Source organism: Curtobacterium sp. ME26 (genome assembly GCF_903970945.1).
GTDB classification, from domain to species: Bacteria; Actinomycetota; Actinomycetes; order Actinomycetales; family Microbacteriaceae; genus Curtobacterium; species Curtobacterium citri.
The window spans coordinates 1-17649 of sequence record NZ_CAJCKG010000056.1 but is presented as its reverse complement, the minus strand read 5'-3'; the positions used below and the strand labels follow the sequence as shown (position 1 = coordinate 17649).

The following is a 17649-nucleotide window of genomic DNA, read 5'->3' as shown; positions in this document are numbered from 1 at the left end:
GTCGCCGATCCTCGAGCGGCTCACCGCCGAGTACGACGGCCGCGTGGTGCTCGCCAAGGTCGACGCCGACACGAACCCGCAGCTGGTGCAGGCCTTCCAGGCACAGTCGATCCCGACCGTCGCCGCGGTCATCGGCGGCCGGCCGCTCGGCCTGTTCGTGGGCGCACTGCCCGAGGCCGAGGTGCGCGACGTGTTCGAGCAGGTCGTCGCCGCCGCCGAGCAGAACGGCGTCACGGGCCGCGTGACGGTCGACGGCGCGTCCGCCGCCGAGCCCGCGGGTGAGCCCGAGCCCGAGCCGCTGCCGCCGCACCACCAGGCCGCGTACGACGCGATCGAACGGGGCGACTACGCCGCCGCGGTCCAGGAGTACCGGACCGCGATCGCGCAGGACCCGAACGACCAGATGGCCGTCGCGGGGCTCGCGCAGGTGTCGCTGCTCGCCCGGCTCGACGGCCGGACCGCCGACGAGCTCCGGAGCGCGGCCGCGTCGGCGCCCCAGGACGTCGAGGCCCAGATGGCCGTCGCCGACCTCGACGTCAGCGGCGGGCACGTCGAGGACGCCTTCGGGCGGCTGCTCGACCTCGTGCCGACGGTGTTCGGTGCGGAGCGCGAGGCACTGCGCGTGCGGCTCGTCGAGTACTTCGAGCTGATCGGTGTCGACGACCCCCGGGTCGCCGTCGCGCGGCGACGGTTGGCGAGCGCGCTGTACTGACGCGAGCGGCCATCGCGCGACGCGACCATGTGACGGACGGGAGGCCCGGTGCCAGCTGGCACCGGGCCTCCCGTCCGTCGTGTGGTGGGTCGGTCCTGTGGGGCGTCAGTCCGTGAGCCGCAGCCAGACCGCGCCGAGCGGCGGCACGACGAGGTGCGCCGAGGCCGGTCGGCCGGCCCACGGCGTCTCCTCGGCGGTGACGGAACCGAGGTTGCCGACACCGGAGCCGCCGTACTCGGTGGCGTCGGTGTTGAGCACCTCGACCCACTCGCCGGCGGTCGGCAGACCGAAGCGCCGCTCGACCGGTACGCCGGAGAAGTTGACGAACACCGCGAGCCGCTCGTCACCGGCCTTCCGCAGGAACCCGATCGTCGAGTGCGGCGCGTCCCCGCCCTCGATCCACTCGAAGCCGTCGGCGGTGGCGTCGTGCGTCCACAGCGCCGGCGTCTCCCGGTAGACCCGGTTGAGCTCGGCGACCAGCCGCTGGACGCCGTTGTGTCCCGGGTCGTCCGCCTGCCACCAGTCCAGCCCGCGCTCCTCGGACCACTCGGCGACCTGCGCGAACTCCTGGCCCATGAAGAGGAGCTGCTTGCCGGGGTGCGCCCACATGAAGGACAGGTACGCGCGGACGTTCGCGAGCTTCTGCCACTCGTCGCCCGGCATCTTGCCGTAGAGGGAGCCCTTGCCGTGCACGACCTCGTCGTGGCTGATCGGCAGGGTGAACTGCTCGCTGAACGCGTAGACGAACGAGAAGGTCAGTTCGTCGTGGTGGTACGCGCGGTACGCCGGGTCGCGCTGCACGTACTCGAGCGAGTCGTGCATCCAGCCCATGTTCCACTTCTGCCCGAAGCCGAGGCCGCCGGCACTCGTCGGCTGGGTGACGCCCGGCCACGACGTGCTCTCCTCGGCGATCATGACGATGCCGGGGTAGCGCTTGTACGCGGTGGCGTTCGTCTCCTGCAGGAAGGAGATCGCCTCGAGGTTCTCGCGACCGCCGTGGATGTTCGGCAGCCACTCGGTGCGCGAGTAGTCGAGGTAGAGGATCGAGGCGACGGCGTCGACACGGAGCCCGTCGATGTGGAACTCCTCCATCCAGTACAGCGCGTTCGCGACGAGGAAGTTCCGCACCTGCGGCTGCCCGAAGTCGAACACGTAGGTGCCCCAGTCGAGCTGCTCGCCGCGTCGGGGGTCCGGGTGCTCGAACAGGGCGTGGCCGTCGAACTTCGCCAGCGCCCACTCGTCCTTGGGGAAGTGCCCGGGGACCCAGTCCATGATCACGCCGATGCCGGCGGAGTGCAGCCGGTCGATCAGGTACCGGAGGTCGTCGGGCGAGCCGAACCGGGCCGTCGGCGCGTAGTAGCCCGTGACCTGGTAGCCCCAGGACCCGCCGAAGGGGTGCTCGGACAGCGGCAGGAACTCGACGTGCGTGAAGCCGAGGTACTGCACGTGCCCGATCAGCTGGTCGGCGACCTCGCGGTACGAGAGCCCCGGGCGCCACGAACCGAGGTGCACCTCGTAGACGCTCATCGGCTTGTCGTGCGTGGTCGTCGCCGCGCGCTGTTCCATCCAGGCGCGGTCGCCCTCGGACCACTCGTACCGGGAGTCGGTGATCACCGAGGCGGTGAGCGGCGGGACCTCGGTGCGGCGCGCGAACGGGTCCGCGCGCTCGACCCAGCCGCCGTCGGTGAGGATCTGGAACTTGTACCGCTGCCCCTCGAGGGCACCGGGCCAGAACAGCTCCCAGACGCCGAGGTCGTTCAGGCGTCGCATCGCGGTGGTGCGGCCCTCCCAACCCTCGAAGTCGCCGATGACGCGGACGGCCGTGGCGCGCGGCGCCCAGACCGTGAACGCGACGCCGTCGACGCCGTCGACCGTGCGCACGTGGGCGCCGAGGTGCTGCCAGAGCTGCTCGTCACGGCCCTCGCCGAAGAGGTGCAGGTCGAGCTCGCCGATCGTGGGCGGGAAGCGGTAGGCGTCGTCCGTGGTCCAGGTCGCGTCGTCCGCGTCCGACGCGTCGTCGAGGTCGTAGTCCGCCTCGACGCGGTAGCGCCCGAGCGTGTCGGCCGTGGCACCGGCCCAGAGGCCGTCGCCCTCGGACTCGAGGTCGATGTCGTCGCCCTCCGGGCGGACCAGGCGCACCGCGGTGGCGAGGTGTCGGACCACGCGCACGCTGGTGCCGCCGTCGACGGGGTGCGGGCCGAGGACGTCGTGCGGCTGGGACCAGCGGCCCTCGGCGACCTGTCGCCGGAGCCACTCCTCGACCGGGGCCGGACGGGGCGCGCCGGCCGGGACCGGTGCGGCGCCGGCGGCGGGGGCCGAGTCCGCGGGAGCCGCGGCCGGCGCGTCGGGCGCGCCCTCGACCAGTTCGGCAGCCGTCGGGACGAAGTGGCGGCCGCCCTCGGACAGCGGCGCGTCGGCACCGTCGTCGGCGGACGTCTGTGCACTGGGGGACGGGGTCGGGGTGGCGTCGGGGGTCGTCGCCACGTGGGCACCGGTGCCGGTCCCGCTCGTCGGAGCCCCGTTCGACTCCGGGCGCTCCCCACCGGCGAGGGTGGCCGACTCCTCGACCCCGCGGTCCGGGGTCTCCGGAGCGGCCGGAGCGGCGCCGGGCAGGTCCTCGCCCGGCGCGGAGGCCCGCGGTTCGTACCGCGGTCCCGCCTCGTCGTTCGCGGGCACCGCACCGGGCGCCCGCACCCGGGTGACGGGCGGCGGGGGCGGCGGCACCGGCGGGACGCTCGGTCCCTGTCCGCGGGCGGGGGTGGCGGGGTTCGGTCGGTCGGAGCCCATCGGCGGGTTCCCCTTCGGGTCGCGGTCGGTCATCGGTGGGGTCCCTCCACGACGAGCAGGTGCACGGGTTCCTGGAACGCGTCGAGCCGGACGTAGTTGGACGAACCCCAGACCCAGCGCTCGCCGGTCACGACGTCGCGGACGTCGAAGGCCTGCTCCGTCGGCAGCCCGAGGGCGGCGAGGTCGAGGTGGACCGTGGTCTCGCGCGCCGAGTGCGGGTCGACGTTCGCCACGACGATGACGGTGTCGTCACGGCCGGAGCGGGTGAAGGCGCCCGGCAGGTGCTTCGAGTAGACGACGATCGCCGGGTCCTCGGCGTGGTGCACGTGGAGGTTGCGCAGCTGGCGGAGCGCGGGGTGCGCCTGCCGGAAGCGGTTGAGCATCGTGACGTACGGCGCGAGGCTCGCGCCCTCGGCCTCGGCCAGCGCGAAGTCACGCGGCTTGTACTCGTACTTCTCGTTGTCGATGTTCTCCTCGGAGCCCGGTCGGGCGACGTCCTCGAAGAGCTCGTAACCGGCGTACATGCCCCACGTCGGAGCGCCGGTCGCGGCGAGCGCGGCGCGCACCTTGTAGCCGGCGCGACCGCCGAACTGCAGGTACTCGGTGAGGATGTCCGGGGTGTTCACGAACAGGTTCGGGCGGAGGTAGGCGCTCGTCTCGTGGCTGAGCTCGGAGAAGTACTCCTCGATCTCCTCCTTCGTGTTCCGCCACGTGAAGTACGTGTAGGACTGCTGGAACCCGGCCTCGGCGAGCGCCCGCATCATCGCCGGACGGGTGAACGCCTCGGCCAGGAACACGGTGTCCGGGTGCTCGTCGCGGACCTCGCGGATGACCCGCTCCCAGAACCAGAGCGGCTTCGTGTGCGGGTTGTCGACGCGGAAGATGCGGATCCCGAACGCGATCCAGTGGCGCAGGACCCGGTGGACCTCGGCGACGATGCCGTCCGGGTCGGAGTCGAACTGGATCGGGTAGATGTCCTGGTACCGCTTCGGCGGGTTCTCGGCGGTCGCGATCGATCCGTCGGCGCGGACCGTGAACCACTCCGGGTGCTGCTGCACCCACGGGTGGTCCGGGGAGCACTGGAGGGCGAAGTCGAGCGCGACCTCCATCCCGGTGTTCTTCGCCGTCTCGACGAACTCGCGGAAGTCCTCCTCGGTCCCGAGGTCCGGGTGGATGGCGTCGTGACCGCCCTCGGGTGCACCGATTGCCCAGGGGCTGCCGGGGTCGTCCGGTCCCGGGGTCAGGGTGTTGTTCGGCCCCTTGCGGGCCGTCGTGCCGATCGGGTGGATCGGCGGCAGGTAGACCACGTCGAAGCCCATGCGTGCCACGGCCGGCAGGCGACGGGCGGCGGTGCGGAAGTCCCCGCTCTTCCAGGTCCCGTCGGCGTTCTTCTTCGCGCCCTCGCTGCGGGGGAAGAACTCGTACCAGGCGCCGACGCCGGCGCGCTGGCGCTCGACGTCGAGCAGCTGCACGGGGGAGTGGGTGCGGAGGGAGGTGAGCGGGGAGTCCTCGACCTCACCGGTGATGCGCGGGTCGTCGACGGCAGCCAGACGGTCCGCGGGCTCGAGCGCGGTGTCCCGGAGCCGTTCGGCCGCCCGGACGGCGGCGGTGGAGTCGGTCTCCTCGGCGAGACGGTCGAGCAGGACGGCCCCGTCGAGGAGCGTCGCCTCGGTGTCGACGCCGGCAGCGATCTTGAGTCGCGCGGCGTGCAGCCAGGTCGCCCAGTCGTCGGAGAAGGACTCGACGTGCCAGGTCCAGACGCCGACGTGGTCGACCTGCACGGTCGCCTCGTACCGGTCGGTGCCGGGCGCGCCGAGGAGCATCGGCACCGTGCGGGTACCGCCGTCGGGGCGTTCGAGCACGAGGTCGGCGCCGATGATCCCGTGGCCCTCGCGGAAGACGGTCGCGCCGAACGTGATCACCTCGCCGTCGAACGCCTTGCCCGGGAACCCGTTCGGGGTCGTCGGAGCGAGCTGGGTGATCGGGATGCGTCCGATCTTCGGTCGGCGGGGTCGGTCTGCGGTGGCCACGGAGCCGACGCTACCCGGCTGGCGGGTCCACGTTCCCCGGATCGCGTCCGCGGTGCGCGGTCGGGCGCGCCGGGGAGCCCGTGCGGGGGAGACGAGCACGGCGTGAGACGTCTGCGCGGTGAGCGCCCTACGCGACCTCGAACAGGTGGATGCCCGGCCCGTACGCGGTGAAGACCTGTCCGCCCGGCCGGAGCCGCTCGTGGTCGCGGTGCTTCTCGCTCGACCACGCCAGCCGGTACCCGCTCACGTCCTCACGCGCCGGCAGGGTGAGGTCGCGCGTCCGGCCGCTGCCGTGCACGACGACGAGCACCCGGTCGACGGGCCCGTGCGCCCCGTCCGGTGCCGGTGCCGGTGTGGACTCGGCGAAGTACTGGACGACGCGGTGGATCGGCTGGTCCCACCCGGCGGTCGTCATCGGCTGCCCGTCCGGCCCGTACCAGGACATCCGCGTCGCGCCGGGGGTCTCCTGCCCCTCGACGCCGAAGCGCGTGGGCCGGAGTGCGGGGTGCGCGGCGCGGAGCCCGGTGAGTGCGGCGACCGCCTCGGTCATCGCCTCCGCGTCCTCGTCGTCCGTCCAGTCGACGGGCGTCAGGTCCTCGGAGACGACGTAGGCGTTGTTGTTGCCGTGCTGCGTGCGACTCCGCTCGTCGCCGGCGGTGAGCATCGGCACGCCCGCCGAGAGCAGGAGCGTCCCGACCAGGTTCCGCATCGACCGTCCCCGGGCCGCGCGGACCCCGCGGTCGGCGGTGTCCCCCTCGATCCCGTGGTTGAACGACCGGTTGTCGTCGGACCCGTCCCGACCGTCCTCGCCGTTCGCGGCGTTGTGCTTGCGGTCGTGCGAGACGAGGTCGAGCAGGGTGAAGCCGTCGTGGGCGGTGACGAAGTTGATGCTCGCGAGCGGGCCGCGCTCCTGCCCGAACGTGCTGCGCGAACCGGTCATCGCGTCGGCGAGCCGACCGATGCCCGCGTGGGGCGTGCCGTTCCGGCGCTCCTCGGCGATGTCGGTCAGCCAGAACTGCCGCACGGTGTCCCGGAAGCCGTCGTTCCACTCGCTCGTGCCGACGCCGAAGGCGCCCGTCCGCCACCCGTCCGGTCCGACGTCCCACGGCTCGGCGACGACGAGCACGTCCTGCAGGTCCGGGTGCTGCCGGATCCGCTCGAGCAGCGGGTGCGCGGGGTCGAAGACGTGCCGGCCGTCGCGGGCGAGCGAGGCCATGAGGTCGAAGCGGAAGCCGTCGACCTGCACCTCGCGCGCCCAGTAGCGCAGGCTCTCGACGACGAGGTCCGCGGTCGCCTCCACCGAGGTGTCGAGGGTGTTCCCGCAGCCGGTCGTGTCGTAGTAGGCGGCGTCGTCCTCGGTCCAGCGGTACCGGTTCGCGCCGTCGATGCCGCGCAGCGAGGTCGTCGGACCGCCGGGGCCCTCCTCCGCGGTGTGGTTGTAGACGACGTCGAGCAGCACCTGGATGCCCGCCTCGTGCAGGAGCCGCACCATCCCCTTGAACTCGCGGAGGACCGCCGTCGCGCCGGCGGCACGGGCATCGGCGGAGGCGTAGGCGGCGTGCGGTGCGAAGAAGCCGAGCGTGTTGTAGCCCCACGCGTTCTCGCGCCCGGCCGCCCGGAGCCACGCCTCGGTGTCGAACGCCTGCACCGGCAGGAGCTCGAGCGTGGTCACGCCGGTGCGCCGCAGGTGGGCGATCGTGCTCGGGTGCGCGACCCCCGCGTACGTCCCGCGGAGGTGCTCGGGGACGTCGGGGCTCGCCGCCGTGAGGGTCCGGACGTTCGCCTCGTACACGACGGCGCGGTCGCGCGGCACGTCGGGCTTGCCGACGTCGCCCCAGTCGAACGACTCGTCGACCACGACGCCCGTCCAGCGCGGGTGGGCGTCCGTGGGGTCCGCGGGCTCGATCCCGCGCGCGGCCGGGTCGAGCAGCGGACGGGTCGGGTCGAAGTCGTGGCGGGGACCCTCCGGACCGTCGACGAGCAGGTGGTACCGGTCCCCGGGGCGGACGTCCGGGGTACGGGTCGTCCAGCGGTCGGTGTCCGCCTCGCGCTCGAGGCGGTGCTCGGTCGTCCGGCCGTCGTCGGCGGAACAGACGACCAGCGTCACCGTGGTCGCCGTGGCCGAGCGCACCGTGAACCGGGGGTCGCCGTCGCCGAGGCGGAAGCCGGGGGTCTCGTCGGTCGCGGTGCTGGGCATGACGACCAGGGTACGAGGAGCCGCGGCTATCCTGGGAACGCACGACCACGGAGGTGCAGTCATGTCGGTCTACCTCGACCACGCCGCGACGACGCCGATCCGACCCGAGGCGCTCGCCGCCTTCACGGAGGCGCTCGCGACCGTGGGCAACCCGTCGTCGATCCACAGCGCCGGTCAGCGCGCGAAGATGCTCCTCGAGGACGGTCGCGCCGCGGTCGCACACTCGCTCGACGCCGAACCGGTGGAGGTCGTGTTCACCTCGGGCGGCACCGAGAGCATCAACCTCGCCGTCAAGGGCCTGTTTTGGGCGCGACAGCAGGACCGGCCCCGCCCGCGCATCGTCGTCCCCGCGGGGGAGCACCACGCGACGGTCGACACGGTGGAGTGGCTCGCGCGCCACGAGGGCGCGGTCGTCGACGTGGTCCCGCTGGACGCGCAGGGTCGCGTGGACCTCGCCGGTCTGGAGGCACGGCTCGCCGACGCCTCGGACGTCGCCCTGGTCACGTTCCTCTGGGCCAACAACGAGGTCGGCACCCTCCAGCCGGTCACCCGGATCGTCGAGCTCGCGCACGCCGCCGGCGTGCCCGTGCACAGCGATGCCGTCGCCGCCTACGGCCAGGTGCCGGTGTCCTTCGCCGGGTCCGGTCTCGACGCCCTGAGCGTGTCCGCGCACAAGATCGGCGGGCCGGTCGGCATCGGCGCGCTCGTGCTCGGTCGACGGGCGACGGTGGAACCGCTCATCCACGGCGGCGGACAGCAGCGCCAGGTCCGCAGCGGCACGCAGGACGCGCCGGCCGCCGCGGCCTTCGGGGTCGCGGCGGCCGCCGGGCTCCACGACGGCTCGGCGCTGCGCGACCGCCTGGTCGCGGGCGTCGCCCGGGCCGTGCCGTCCGCGGTGCTCATGGGGGACCCGGTCGACCGGCTGCCCGGCAACGCGCACTTCACGTTCCCCGGGTGCGAGGGCGACTCGCTGCTCTTCCTGCTCGACGCGGCGGGGGTCGCCGTGTCGACGGGGTCGGCGTGCCAGGCCGGCGTCCCCGAGGCGTCCCACGTCCTCCTCGCGATGGGGCTGTCCGAGGACGACGCCCGCGGGGCGCTCCGCATCACGCTCGGCCACACGACGACCGAGGGCGACGTCGACGCGTTCCTCGCGGCGCTGCCGGACGCGGTCGCCCGCGCGGGCCGCGCCGGGATGGCGTCCAGGGCCCCGCTGCTCGGACGGTGACCGACGGGGCGGGCGCGCACCGTGCCTCCCGTCCGTCGAGCCGGCCGTCGAGCCACGGTCGGCCGCCGCACGGCCACGCCGGTAGGATCGGGGACCATGGTCGAACTTGACTTCACCGAGCAGCTGTCCGCCCTCCGCGAGACCTTCGGCAACATCCGCTCGGTCGTCGACGTCGAGCGGCTGCAGCGCGAGATCGCCGAACTCAGCGAGCAGGCGGGTGCCCAGGACCTCTGGGACGACGTCGAGCACGCGCAGGAGGTCACGAGCGCGCTCTCCCACAAGCAGGCCGAGCTCCGCCGCATCACGGACACCGAGCAGCGCATCGACGACCTCGAGGTCCTGGTCGAGATGGCCAACGAGGGCGACGACCAGGAGTCGGCAGACGAGGCCGCGGTCGAGCTCAAGGCCATCCAGAAGACGATGGGCGACCTCGAGGTGCAGACGCTCCTCGACGGCGAGTACGACGACCGTCCGGCGGTCATCACCATCCGCGCGGGCGCCGGTGGCGTCGACGCGGCCGACTTCGCCGAGATGCTGCTGCGCATGTACCTCCGGTACGCCGAGCAGCACGGCTACAAGACGACCGTCATGGACACCTCCTACGCGGAGGAGGCCGGCATCAAGTCCGCGACCTTCGAGGTGGACGCGCCGCACGCCTTCGGCACGCTCTCGGTCGAGGCCGGCACGCACCGCCTCGTCCGCATGTCGCCGTTCGGCGCGGCCGGCAAGCGCCAGACGTCGTTCGCCGCGGTCGAGGTGATCCCGCTCATGCCGGAGACCGCCGTGATCGACATCCCCGAGAACGACATCCGCGTCGACGTCTTCCGGTCGTCCGGCCCGGGCGGCCAGTCGGTCAACACGACCGACTCCGCCGTCCGCCTGACGCACATCCCGACCGGCACCGTCGTCTCGATGCAGAACGAGAAGTCGCAGATCCAGAACCGCGCCGCGGCCATGCGCGTCCTGCAGTCCCGCCTGCTGCTCCTGAAGAAGGAGGAGGAGAACGCGAAGAAGAAGGAGCTCGCCGGCAACATCACGGCGAGCTGGGGCGACCAGATCCGCTCGTACGTCCTCGCGCCGTACCAGATGGTCAAGGACCTGCGCAGCGAGCACGAGGTCAACAACCCGTCGGCCGTGTTCGACGGCGACCTCGACGGCTTCATCAACGCGGGCATCCGCTGGCGCAAGCAGGGCGACGATTCCTGAGCACCCTCGCGGGGCAGGTGAGCCGCGCGCCTCGGTTGACTTCCGACCGACCCGACCTACCCTGATCCGGTCATGATCAAATTCGACCAGGTCACCAAGGTCTACTCGGGCAACCCGAGTCCTGCGCTCGACGACCTCTCCCTCGAGATCCTCAAGGGTGAGTTCGTCTTCCTCGTCGGCGCATCCGGCTCCGGGAAGTCGAGCTTCCTGCGCCTCGTGCTCAAGGAGGAGAAGCCCTCCCGCGGCCAGATCCACGTGCTGGGGCAGCGGCTGGGCGCGCTGTCGTCCCGCAAGGTCCCGTACTTCCGCCGCAACCTCGGCGTGGTCTTCCAGGACTTCCGTCTCCTGCCGAACAAGAACGTCTTCGACAACGTGGCGTTCTCGCTCCAGGTGATCGGCAAGAGCAAGGGCTTCATCAGCGAGGCCGTGACGGACGTGCTCAAGCTCGTCGGTCTGGCCGGCAAGGCCACCCGCATGCCGCACGAGCTGTCCGGCGGCGAGCAGCAGCGCGTCGCGATCGCCCGCGCCGTCGTCAACAAGCCGGCGATCCTGCTGGCCGACGAGCCCACCGGCAACCTCGACCCGACGACCTCGGCGGGCATCATGGCGCTCCTCGAACGCATCAACCAGGGAGGCACCACCGTGCTCATGGCGACGCACGACGCCAGCATCGTCAACCAGATGCAGCGTCGGGTCATCGAGCTCTCGAACGGCACCGTCCTGCGCGACGAGCAGTCCGGCGGGTACCAGACGCAGGCGCTCCCCATCCAGCGCGGCTCCGGCGTCTCGAACACCACGGGCATCCAGACCATCCCGGGGCTCATCCGATGAGGCTCGGACTCGTCATGGCCGAGGTCGGCTCGGGCCTGCGGCGCAACGCGTCGATGGTCGTGTCGGTCGTCCTCGTCACCTTCATCTCGCTGACCTTCGTCGGCACGGCGATCCTGCTGCAGATGCAGATCAACCAGATGAAGGGCTACTGGTACGACCGGGCGCAGGTCGCCGTGTACCTGTGCACCGACACGGACACCACGGGCAACTGCACCGGCGCGAAGGCCACCGAGGACCAGCGCGACCAGGTCCAGGCACAGCTCGCGTCCTCGACCCTCAAGCCGTACATCGAGAAGACGTACTACGAGGACCAGGACCAGGCGTACGACCGGTTCAAGCAGCAGTTCAAGGACTCGCCGGCGACCGAGTTCGTCAAGCCCGAGTACCTCAACGAGACCTTCTGGGTGAACCTGAAGGACCCGTCGCAGGCCGACGTGCTCGTGGAGAGCCTGTCGAAGGTCGCCGGCGTGCAGAGCGTGGTCGACCAGCGCGGGTACCTGCAGCCGATCTTCAACCTGCTCAACGCGTCGTCGTACACGGCGATCGGCATCGCGTCGCTCATGCTCGTCGCCGCGGTCCTGCTCATCGCCACGACCATCCGCTTGTCGGCGTTCAGCCGGCGGCGGGAGCTCGGCATCATGCGCCTGGTCGGCGCGTCGAACCGGTTCATCCAGACACCGTTCGTCCTCGAGGGCGTCATCGCCGCGGCGATCGGTGCCGTCCTGGCCGGCGGGGCGATCGTCGCCGTGGTGTGGTTCTTCGTCCGGAACTACCTGGCACAGCGCTTCTCCGGCACGGCGTTCATCGGCATGGGGGACGCGGCCGTCGTCGTGCCCGCGGTGATCGTCATCGGCGTGCTCCTGGCCGGAGTGTCGGCCTTCATCGCCATCCGCCGGTACCTGCGCGTCTGACCGGACACCTCGACCGCGGCGCGCCGGGAAGGTGCGCCGCGGTCGTCGTGTTCACTAGGCTGTAGGGCTGCGCACAGCAGCACCGGGGTCGGCCCCGGACACCGAAGGGAGCCACCATGGCGAAGGAACGCGGCGAGAAGATCGTGGCGACCAACCGTCGAGCGCGCCACGACTACCTCATCGAGGACACGTACGAGGCGGGCATGGTGCTCTCCGGCACCGAGGTGAAGTCCCTGCGCGAGGGGCGTGCGTCGCTCGTCGACGGCTACGCGTTCATCGACGCCGGCGAGGCCTGGCTCGATTCCGTGCACATCCCCGAGTACACCGAGGGGACGTGGAACAACCACGCTCCGCGACGGAAGCGCAAGCTGCTCCTGCACAAGCAGCAGATCGTCAAGATCTCGCACAAGACGGCGCAGGGCGGCTACACGCTCGTGCCGCTGCAGATCTACTTCCACGACGGGCGCGCCAAGGTCGAGATCGCGGTCGCGAAGGGCAAGCGCGAGTTCGACAAGCGGCAGGCGCTGCGCGAGAAGACCGACAAGCGCGAGGCCGAGCGCGCCATGCGGTCCCGGAACCGCCTCGGCGAGTGAGCGCGGCGGGGTGAGCCCTCGGCGAACGCCGGTGGCATCGTCCAGCACACCCCGCTAGACTGGGGTCCGCTCCTCACGGGGAGCGTTGGCAAATCAACAGCGTGACAGCGGCTCGCACGTCCGGCCCGTACGGGGATGATCGGTTTCGACATTGCCTGTGTGCCGACGGGAAGCGGGCCGAGGACCCACGGTCATCTCGTGAACGATCCGTGGAAAACAACAAGTGCCAATTCCAAGCGCACTGACTTCGCTCTCGCTGCGTAAGCAGCCCAGCACATGAAGTCCGTCGGCCAGGTGATCGTCTTCTAACCTGAGTTCCGGCGTCATCCAGAGGACTTGCTGCACGGTTGCGCCTCAGGGCCGTGCGGGACTTGCACTGGGACTGGGCCCGTCGTCCTAGAAGCCGGTAGCAAAGGACGGGGCCGAGCAGAACGCCTCATCCGGATACGCCCGTAGAAGACGTCGAACCGCAGCGATGGACGGGGGTTCGATTCCCCCCATCTCCACCATCGCCGGTCGTCGGACCGCTGTCACGCTGATCCTCGCGGGAGGTCCCCGCCTGAGCGCCCCGTCGTCGTCCCCTGGACGGCGACGGGGCGTTCGCTGTTCCCGTGGGTGTCGAGGACTACCGTTCGGTGCAGACGCGGGGCGAGCCCGCGTCGTTCCCGAACGAGAGGCCCACGCGTGGTGCAGGAGATCGCGATCCGAGTCCGTCTGCGAGAGCAGGACCGTCTGGGGCTGGCGGAGTACGAGCGGCTGGTCGGCTCCGTCGCGACCGTCGCCGCCGTGGTCGCGTGGCTGCCCACGCCCGACGAGCGGCTGGTGCTGCGTGGCCGGACCGCCGAGCCGGTGCGACTCGAGACGGTGTCGTACGGCGACGTCTTCGAGATGCTCGTCGTGCTCGACCAGGACTCCGCCGCGGTGGAGCGGGCGGCTGCGGCCGTCGCGGCACTCGTGGCCTCGGTGCGCGACGAGGCGGTCGCCGACGACGTCGCCGGCATCGCCGGGGAGCTCGACCGCCTCGACCGGTCCGCTCCGCGGGGGCGCTCCACGGTCGAGCGTTCGCTCCGCGCGTTCCTCGAGGGAGCGCGCGCGGACGTCCTGGCGCGCCGGACCACCACGAAGGTCCGCGCGGCGCAGGCGCTGCTGCGGCTCGCCGAGGACGGCGCCGAGCTGGTGGTCGAGCGGGTCGAGGACGCGCTGGCGCCCGTCGTCGAGGAGCAGCCCGTCGAGGTGCTCGCGGACTCCGGGAGCGCCGTGGTGGTCGAACCCGTCGACGGTCTCGCACCCTCCGGTGTGCGCGCTCCCCGTGCGGAGGAGCAGCACGACGAGGAGCAGCCCGACGAGAAGCAGTCGGACAAGAAGAAGGACAAGAAGAAGTCGGACAAGAAGAAGGACAAGAAGAAGTCCGACAAGAAGAAGTCCGACAAGAAGAAGTCGGACAAGAAGAAGTCGGACAAGAAGAAGAACAAGAAGCACTGAGCCCGGGCGCGGAGAAGCGGGTCCGGGTGCGGGTCAGAACTCGAACAGGTTCGCCCGCAGGCCCCCGTCGCCGTACTCGCGGCGGAGGAGCCCGCGACGCCGGAGCGCCGGCACCAGGTCGCCCGTCATCCGGTACACCTGCGCCGGGTGCAGGTCACCGGACAGGATGAAGCCGTCGTTGTCGGCGTCCGCACCGAGCTCCTCCGCGAAGTCCGCGAACTCCTCGGCGGTCCCGACGAAGCCCTCGTGCGCGCTGATCCGACCGAGCCGGGCCTTCCGCGTGAGGAGCTCGCGGAGCGGCGCGTCCGGGGTGTCCCCGACCAGCCCGCGGATCGTCCCGGCCGACACGTGGTCGCCGAAGGTACCGGCCGGGATCGGCGCGTCGAGGTCGAGGGCGAGCAGGTCGGTCTCCGAGTCGCTCGACCACGCGACGGCCGCGGCGCGCAGGTCGTCGTCGGACGGGTGTCGTGACGCCTCGACGATCCGGTCGGCCTCCTCGACGGAGGGCACCAGCACGGGCTTCAGCACGAACAGCACGCGCAGGTCGCCGGCGCTCCGCCCCGCGTCCGCCGCGGCCGTCAGGACCTTCTCACGGTAGGAGCGGACCGCGGCGGCCGTCAGCGGTGCCAGCGCGAGCTGGACGTCCGAGTGCGTGCCGGCGAAGCCCAGGCCGCGGCCCGAGCCACCGGGGGAGACGACGACCGGGTCAGCGTCGAGCGGCAGCGCGTTGAGCGGGCCGTCCGCGGTGAAGTACGCGCCCTCGTGGTGGAACGCGTCGAGGGCGTCGCCGTCGGCGAAGTGCCAGTCGGCGGGGTCGCCGACGTACCCGTCGCCCCACGAGCGCCAGAGCCGACGGAGCAGGGTGATCCACTCCTCGGCGCGGTCGTACGCGGCGTCGTGGGGGAGCGGGGCCGCACCGACGTGCCGGGCGCTCCCCGTGTCCGTGACGACGTTCAGTCCGAACCGGTCCGAGGACAGGTGCGCGAGCGTCGCCGCCTGCCGGGCGGCGAGGTACGGGGGCGTGATGCCCGCGTTCACGGTCGGCGCGATGCCGATGTGCTGCGTCGCCGCGAAGAGGTACGGCGCGAGGAGCAGCGGGTCGTGCTTCGGGCCGCCGTACGCCTGCCGGATGCGCAGGTCGAGGGTCGCCGGGCTGCCGAGCGAGATCGCGTCCTCGGCGATGACGAGGTCCATGCCGGCGTCCTCGAGCGCACGCACGGACTGCTGGTACAGGGCCGGCTTCGTCCAGTCGTGGCCCCAGTCCCAGTCGGCCCGACCCCACGCCTGCGGGCCGAAGCCCCGCGAGAAGAAGTACCCGAAGTGCTGCAGGTCGCCCATGCTCAGACCTCCTCGACCACGACGTGGCCCTGCGGGACCGTGTGTGTGAGGGAGGCGACCTCCGAGGCGGGGGCGGGGCGTGCCTCCCGGCCGGTGACGGCGCGCGCTGCGGCGAGGCCGCGCTCGAGGTCGCGGAGCAGGTCGGCGACGTCCTCGATGCCGATCGACAGGCGGACCAGCCCGTCGCCGATCCCGAGGTCCGCCCGCTCGGCCGCGGTGCGCCCGGCGTGCGTCGTGGTCGCCGGGTGGAGCACGAGCGAGCGGACGTCGCCGAGGTGGGTCATCCGGCTGAACAGCTCGACCGCGTCGATGAACGCGCGAGCCGCGGGCTCGCCACCGGCGAGCGTGAACGCGAAGACGGAGCCGGCCCCGCGGGGCAGGTAGCGCTGGGCGAGGTCGTGGTACGGACTGGAGGCGAGACCCGCGTGGTCGACGCTCGTCACCTCCGGCTGCTGCTCCAGGAAGGACGCGACGGCCAGCGCGTTCGCGCTGTGGCGCTCGACGCGCAGCGACAGGGTCTCGATGCCCTGGCGGAGCAGGAACGCGTTGAACGGCGACAGCGACGGGCCGATCCGGGAGGCGACGACGTCGCGGGCGTAGACCACGAAGGCCCGGCTGCCGTACCGCTCGACGTAGCTCTGGCCGCCGAGGGCCCGGTCCGGTGTCGTGAGGTGCGCGAAGCGCTCCGGGTGGCGGGACCAGTCGAACCGGCCGCCGTCGACGACGAGCCCGCCGAGGCCGGCACCGTGCCCGGAGAGGAACTTCGAGGCGGAGTGCACGACGACGTCGGCGCCGTGCTCGACCGGCCGGACGAGGTACGGCGTCGCCAGGGTGTTGTCGACGACGAGCGGCACCCCGGCCCGGTGCGCGGTGTCGGCGACCCCGGTGATGTCGAGGACGTCGTTCTTCGGGTTCGGGATCGTCTCGGCGAAGAAGAGCTTCGTGTTCGGTCGGACCGCGCGCGCCCACGCGTCGAGGTCGCGCTGGTCGGCGACGAAGTCGACCTCGATGCCGAGGCGTGCGAGGTTCTGCAGGAGCAGGCCCTTGGTGCCCTCGTAGATGCTCCGGGCGCTCACCACGTGGTCGCCGGCCTCGAGCAGCCCGAGCAGCGCGACCGTCACCGCGGCCTGGCCGCTGCCGACGAGGATCGCCTCGGGGCTCCGCTCCAGCAGGGCGACGCGGCGCTCGACGTCGGCGTTCGTCGGGTTGCCGAGCCGGGTGTACGTGTACCCGTCGTCGGTGCCGGCGAAGCGGTCGCGGGCCTGCTCGAAGTCGTCGAAGAGGAACCCGGACGACATGTGGATCGCGGGCACCCGTGCACCGTGCGCGGTGTCCGGCAGGAAGCCGCCGTGCACCTGTTCGGTCGCGAAGCCGTGGCCGTCGTCCGTCATGGTCCCCTCCTGGTTCCTGGGTCGTGCGGGTACTCTCGCAGCCCGCGCGACGGCGTGCCGTTGTGCGGCGTCCGGTTACGTCCGCGGGTGCCCCCGCTCGCGCAGCGACGGCGCGACGGCGGTGCGTCAGACCAGCGCGCGCACCCCGGCCGCGACGGTGTCCCAGGTCGCCAGCAGCGGCTCGCGAGCGAGCCAGACCACGACGCCGTTCACCGCGACGAACAGCACGAACCAGAGCACGGCCGGCACCCGCATCTCGGCGGCGGCGATGTGGAAGTCCGTCTGCACGCGTGCCCCCGTGGCGAGCCACCGGGCGACGTGCACGAGCGACCGGAGCCCGTCGACCACGAACGCCGCACCGACCGCGGCGACGACGAGCACGGTCGCCTCCGAGGGGCGGAGCGCGACCCACAGCGCGAGCGCGTCGAACCCGACGACCACGAGCAGCCCGAACCAGTTCCGGACGAACGCGAGGGCGACGAGCCCGACGACCGCGAGCATCGCGACCGGCAGCCACCGCGAGCCCTCGAGCACCCCGGTCACGAGCAGGACGCCCGCCCAGAGCGGGGCGCTGTACCCGGCGAACAGGTTCAGGACCCGGACGAGCCAGCGGATGCCGCCGGGCACCCTGCCGAGGCGTACCCAGGCCTCGCCGGAGCCGTCGGGGTGCAGGTCGATGCGGTCGATGCGGCCACCGAACGGCACGACGACGACGCAGTGACCGACCTCGTGCACGATCGTCGCGGCGATCCGCGCGACCCGGCCGAGCAGGGGGACGAACGGCAGGACGGCGCCGACCAGGACGGCGACGAACACGAGGGGCGGGGCTGCTGCGGTCAAGGCACCAGGATCGCAGGCCCCGACGGGGAGACGGCTGGAGGTCGGCAGAGCACACGTCTGAACTCCAGTCACTCCGGAGAAACTCGTATGCCGGCTTCTGTCTGAA

At 72.0% G+C, this 17649-nt stretch carries 13 protein-coding genes and 1 other RNA gene; 8 read left to right on the top strand and 6 right to left on the bottom strand.

Going from position 1 to position 17649, the window contains the following annotated elements:
* A partial coding sequence (locus H7A69_RS15220) for a tetratricopeptide repeat protein (protein ID WP_182047808.1) occupies window positions 1-712 on the top strand: 712 nt, incomplete at its 5' end.
* Between the two features lie 105 nt (window positions 713-817).
* Here H7A69_RS15220 and glgB read toward each other — a convergent pair.
* From glgB to H7A69_RS15205, 3 genes are all read right to left on the bottom strand, one after another.
* Complete coding sequence (glgB, locus tag H7A69_RS15215) at window positions 818-3532, bottom strand: 1,4-alpha-glucan branching protein GlgB (protein WP_259346254.1); 2715 nt, start codon at window positions 3530-3532, stop codon at window positions 818-820.
* Entirely contained in the window at window positions 3529-5529 is a 2001-nt protein-coding gene (locus H7A69_RS15210) for an alpha-1,4-glucan--maltose-1-phosphate maltosyltransferase (RefSeq protein WP_259346253.1), read from the bottom strand. Before H7A69_RS15210 ends, glgB begins: the two co-directional genes overlap by 4 nt.
* 127 nt (window positions 5530-5656) lie before the next feature.
* The gene (locus H7A69_RS15205) at window positions 5657-7726 is read right to left on the bottom strand and encodes a glycogen debranching protein (RefSeq protein ID WP_182047806.1); all 2070 of its coding nucleotides are present in this window, start codon (window positions 7724-7726) and stop codon (window positions 5657-5659) included.
* A 61-nt stretch (window positions 7727-7787) separates the two neighbouring features.
* Between H7A69_RS15205 and H7A69_RS15200 the strand changes: the two genes are divergently transcribed.
* The 7 genes from H7A69_RS15200 to H7A69_RS15170 all read left to right on the top strand — a co-directional run bounded on the left by H7A69_RS15200 (window position 7788) and on the right by H7A69_RS15170 (window position 13974).
* On the top strand, window positions 7788-8951 hold the full coding sequence (locus H7A69_RS15200; RefSeq protein WP_182047804.1) for a cysteine desulfurase family protein: 1164 nt from the start codon (window positions 7788-7790) through the stop codon (window positions 8949-8951).
* 96 nt (window positions 8952-9047) lie between these two features.
* The gene (gene prfB, locus H7A69_RS15195; RefSeq protein WP_182047802.1) at window positions 9048-10157 is read left to right on the top strand and encodes a peptide chain release factor 2; all 1110 of its coding nucleotides are present in this window, start codon (window positions 9048-9050) and stop codon (window positions 10155-10157) included.
* 72 nt (window positions 10158-10229) lie between these two features.
* Window positions 10230-10988, top strand: coding sequence for a cell division ATP-binding protein FtsE (ftsE, locus tag H7A69_RS15190; protein WP_083263579.1), 759 nt, complete (start codon window positions 10230-10232; stop codon window positions 10986-10988).
* On the top strand, window positions 10985-11899 hold the full coding sequence (gene ftsX, locus H7A69_RS15185; RefSeq protein WP_182047800.1) for a permease-like cell division protein FtsX: 915 nt from the start codon (window positions 10985-10987) through the stop codon (window positions 11897-11899). The genes ftsE and ftsX overlap by 4 nt, the downstream gene beginning before the upstream one ends.
* A gap of 116 nt (window positions 11900-12015) precedes the next feature.
* Window positions 12016-12492, top strand: coding sequence for an SsrA-binding protein SmpB (gene smpB / locus H7A69_RS15180; RefSeq protein WP_069710696.1), 477 nt, complete (start codon window positions 12016-12018; stop codon window positions 12490-12492).
* A 131-nt stretch (window positions 12493-12623) separates the two neighbouring features.
* Window positions 12624-13001: a transfer-messenger RNA gene (ssrA, locus tag H7A69_RS15175) on the top strand.
* Between the two features lie 175 nt (window positions 13002-13176).
* On the top strand, window positions 13177-13974 hold the full coding sequence (locus H7A69_RS15170; RefSeq protein WP_182047798.1) for a hypothetical protein: 798 nt from the start codon (window positions 13177-13179) through the stop codon (window positions 13972-13974).
* Window positions 13975-14007: 33 nt separating this feature from the next.
* Here the strand turns inward: H7A69_RS15170 and H7A69_RS15165 are convergent, their stop codons facing one another.
* The 3 genes from H7A69_RS15165 to H7A69_RS15155 form a co-directional block, all read right to left on the bottom strand.
* Window positions 14008-15312 (bottom strand): LLM class flavin-dependent oxidoreductase, encoded by a 1305-nt coding sequence (locus tag H7A69_RS15165; protein WP_182047796.1) that lies wholly within the window; start codon window positions 15310-15312, stop codon window positions 14008-14010.
* Between the two features lie 2 nt (window positions 15313-15314).
* On the bottom strand, window positions 15315-16703 hold the full coding sequence (locus H7A69_RS15160) for an O-acetylhomoserine aminocarboxypropyltransferase/cysteine synthase family protein (RefSeq protein ID WP_182047794.1): 1389 nt from the start codon (window positions 16701-16703) through the stop codon (window positions 15315-15317).
* 126 nt (window positions 16704-16829) lie between these two features.
* A complete protein-coding gene (locus H7A69_RS15155; protein WP_182047792.1) occupies window positions 16830-17543 on the bottom strand; it encodes a M50 family metallopeptidase in 714 nt (237 codons plus the stop codon).
* Window positions 17544-17649 lie beyond the last annotated feature (106 nt).

Bases quoted from the DNA above. Each gene is read 5' to 3' on its own strand.
- prfB (WP_182047802.1), top strand. From the start codon at position 9,048: ATGGTCGAACTTGACTTCACCGAGCAGCTGTCCGCCCTCCGCGAGACC.
- glgB (WP_259346254.1), bottom strand. From the start codon at position 3,532: ATGACCGACCGCGACCCGAAGGGGAACCCGCCGATGGGCTCCGACCGA.
- H7A69_RS15200 (WP_182047804.1), top strand. From the start codon at position 7,788: ATGTCGGTCTACCTCGACCACGCCGCGACGACGCCGATCCGACCCGAG.
- H7A69_RS15165 (WP_182047796.1), bottom strand. From the start codon at position 15,312: ATGGGCGACCTGCAGCACTTCGGGTACTTCTTCTCGCGGGGCTTCGGC.
- ftsX (WP_182047800.1), top strand. From the start codon at position 10,985: ATGAGGCTCGGACTCGTCATGGCCGAGGTCGGCTCGGGCCTGCGGCGC.
- H7A69_RS15160 (WP_182047794.1), bottom strand. From the start codon at position 16,703: ATGACGGACGACGGCCACGGCTTCGCGACCGAACAGGTGCACGGCGGC.
- ftsE (WP_083263579.1), top strand. From the start codon at position 10,230: ATGATCAAATTCGACCAGGTCACCAAGGTCTACTCGGGCAACCCGAGT.
- H7A69_RS15205 (WP_182047806.1), bottom strand. From the start codon at position 7,726: ATGCCCAGCACCGCGACCGACGAGACCCCCGGCTTCCGCCTCGGCGAC.
- smpB (WP_069710696.1), top strand. From the start codon at position 12,016: ATGGCGAAGGAACGCGGCGAGAAGATCGTGGCGACCAACCGTCGAGCG.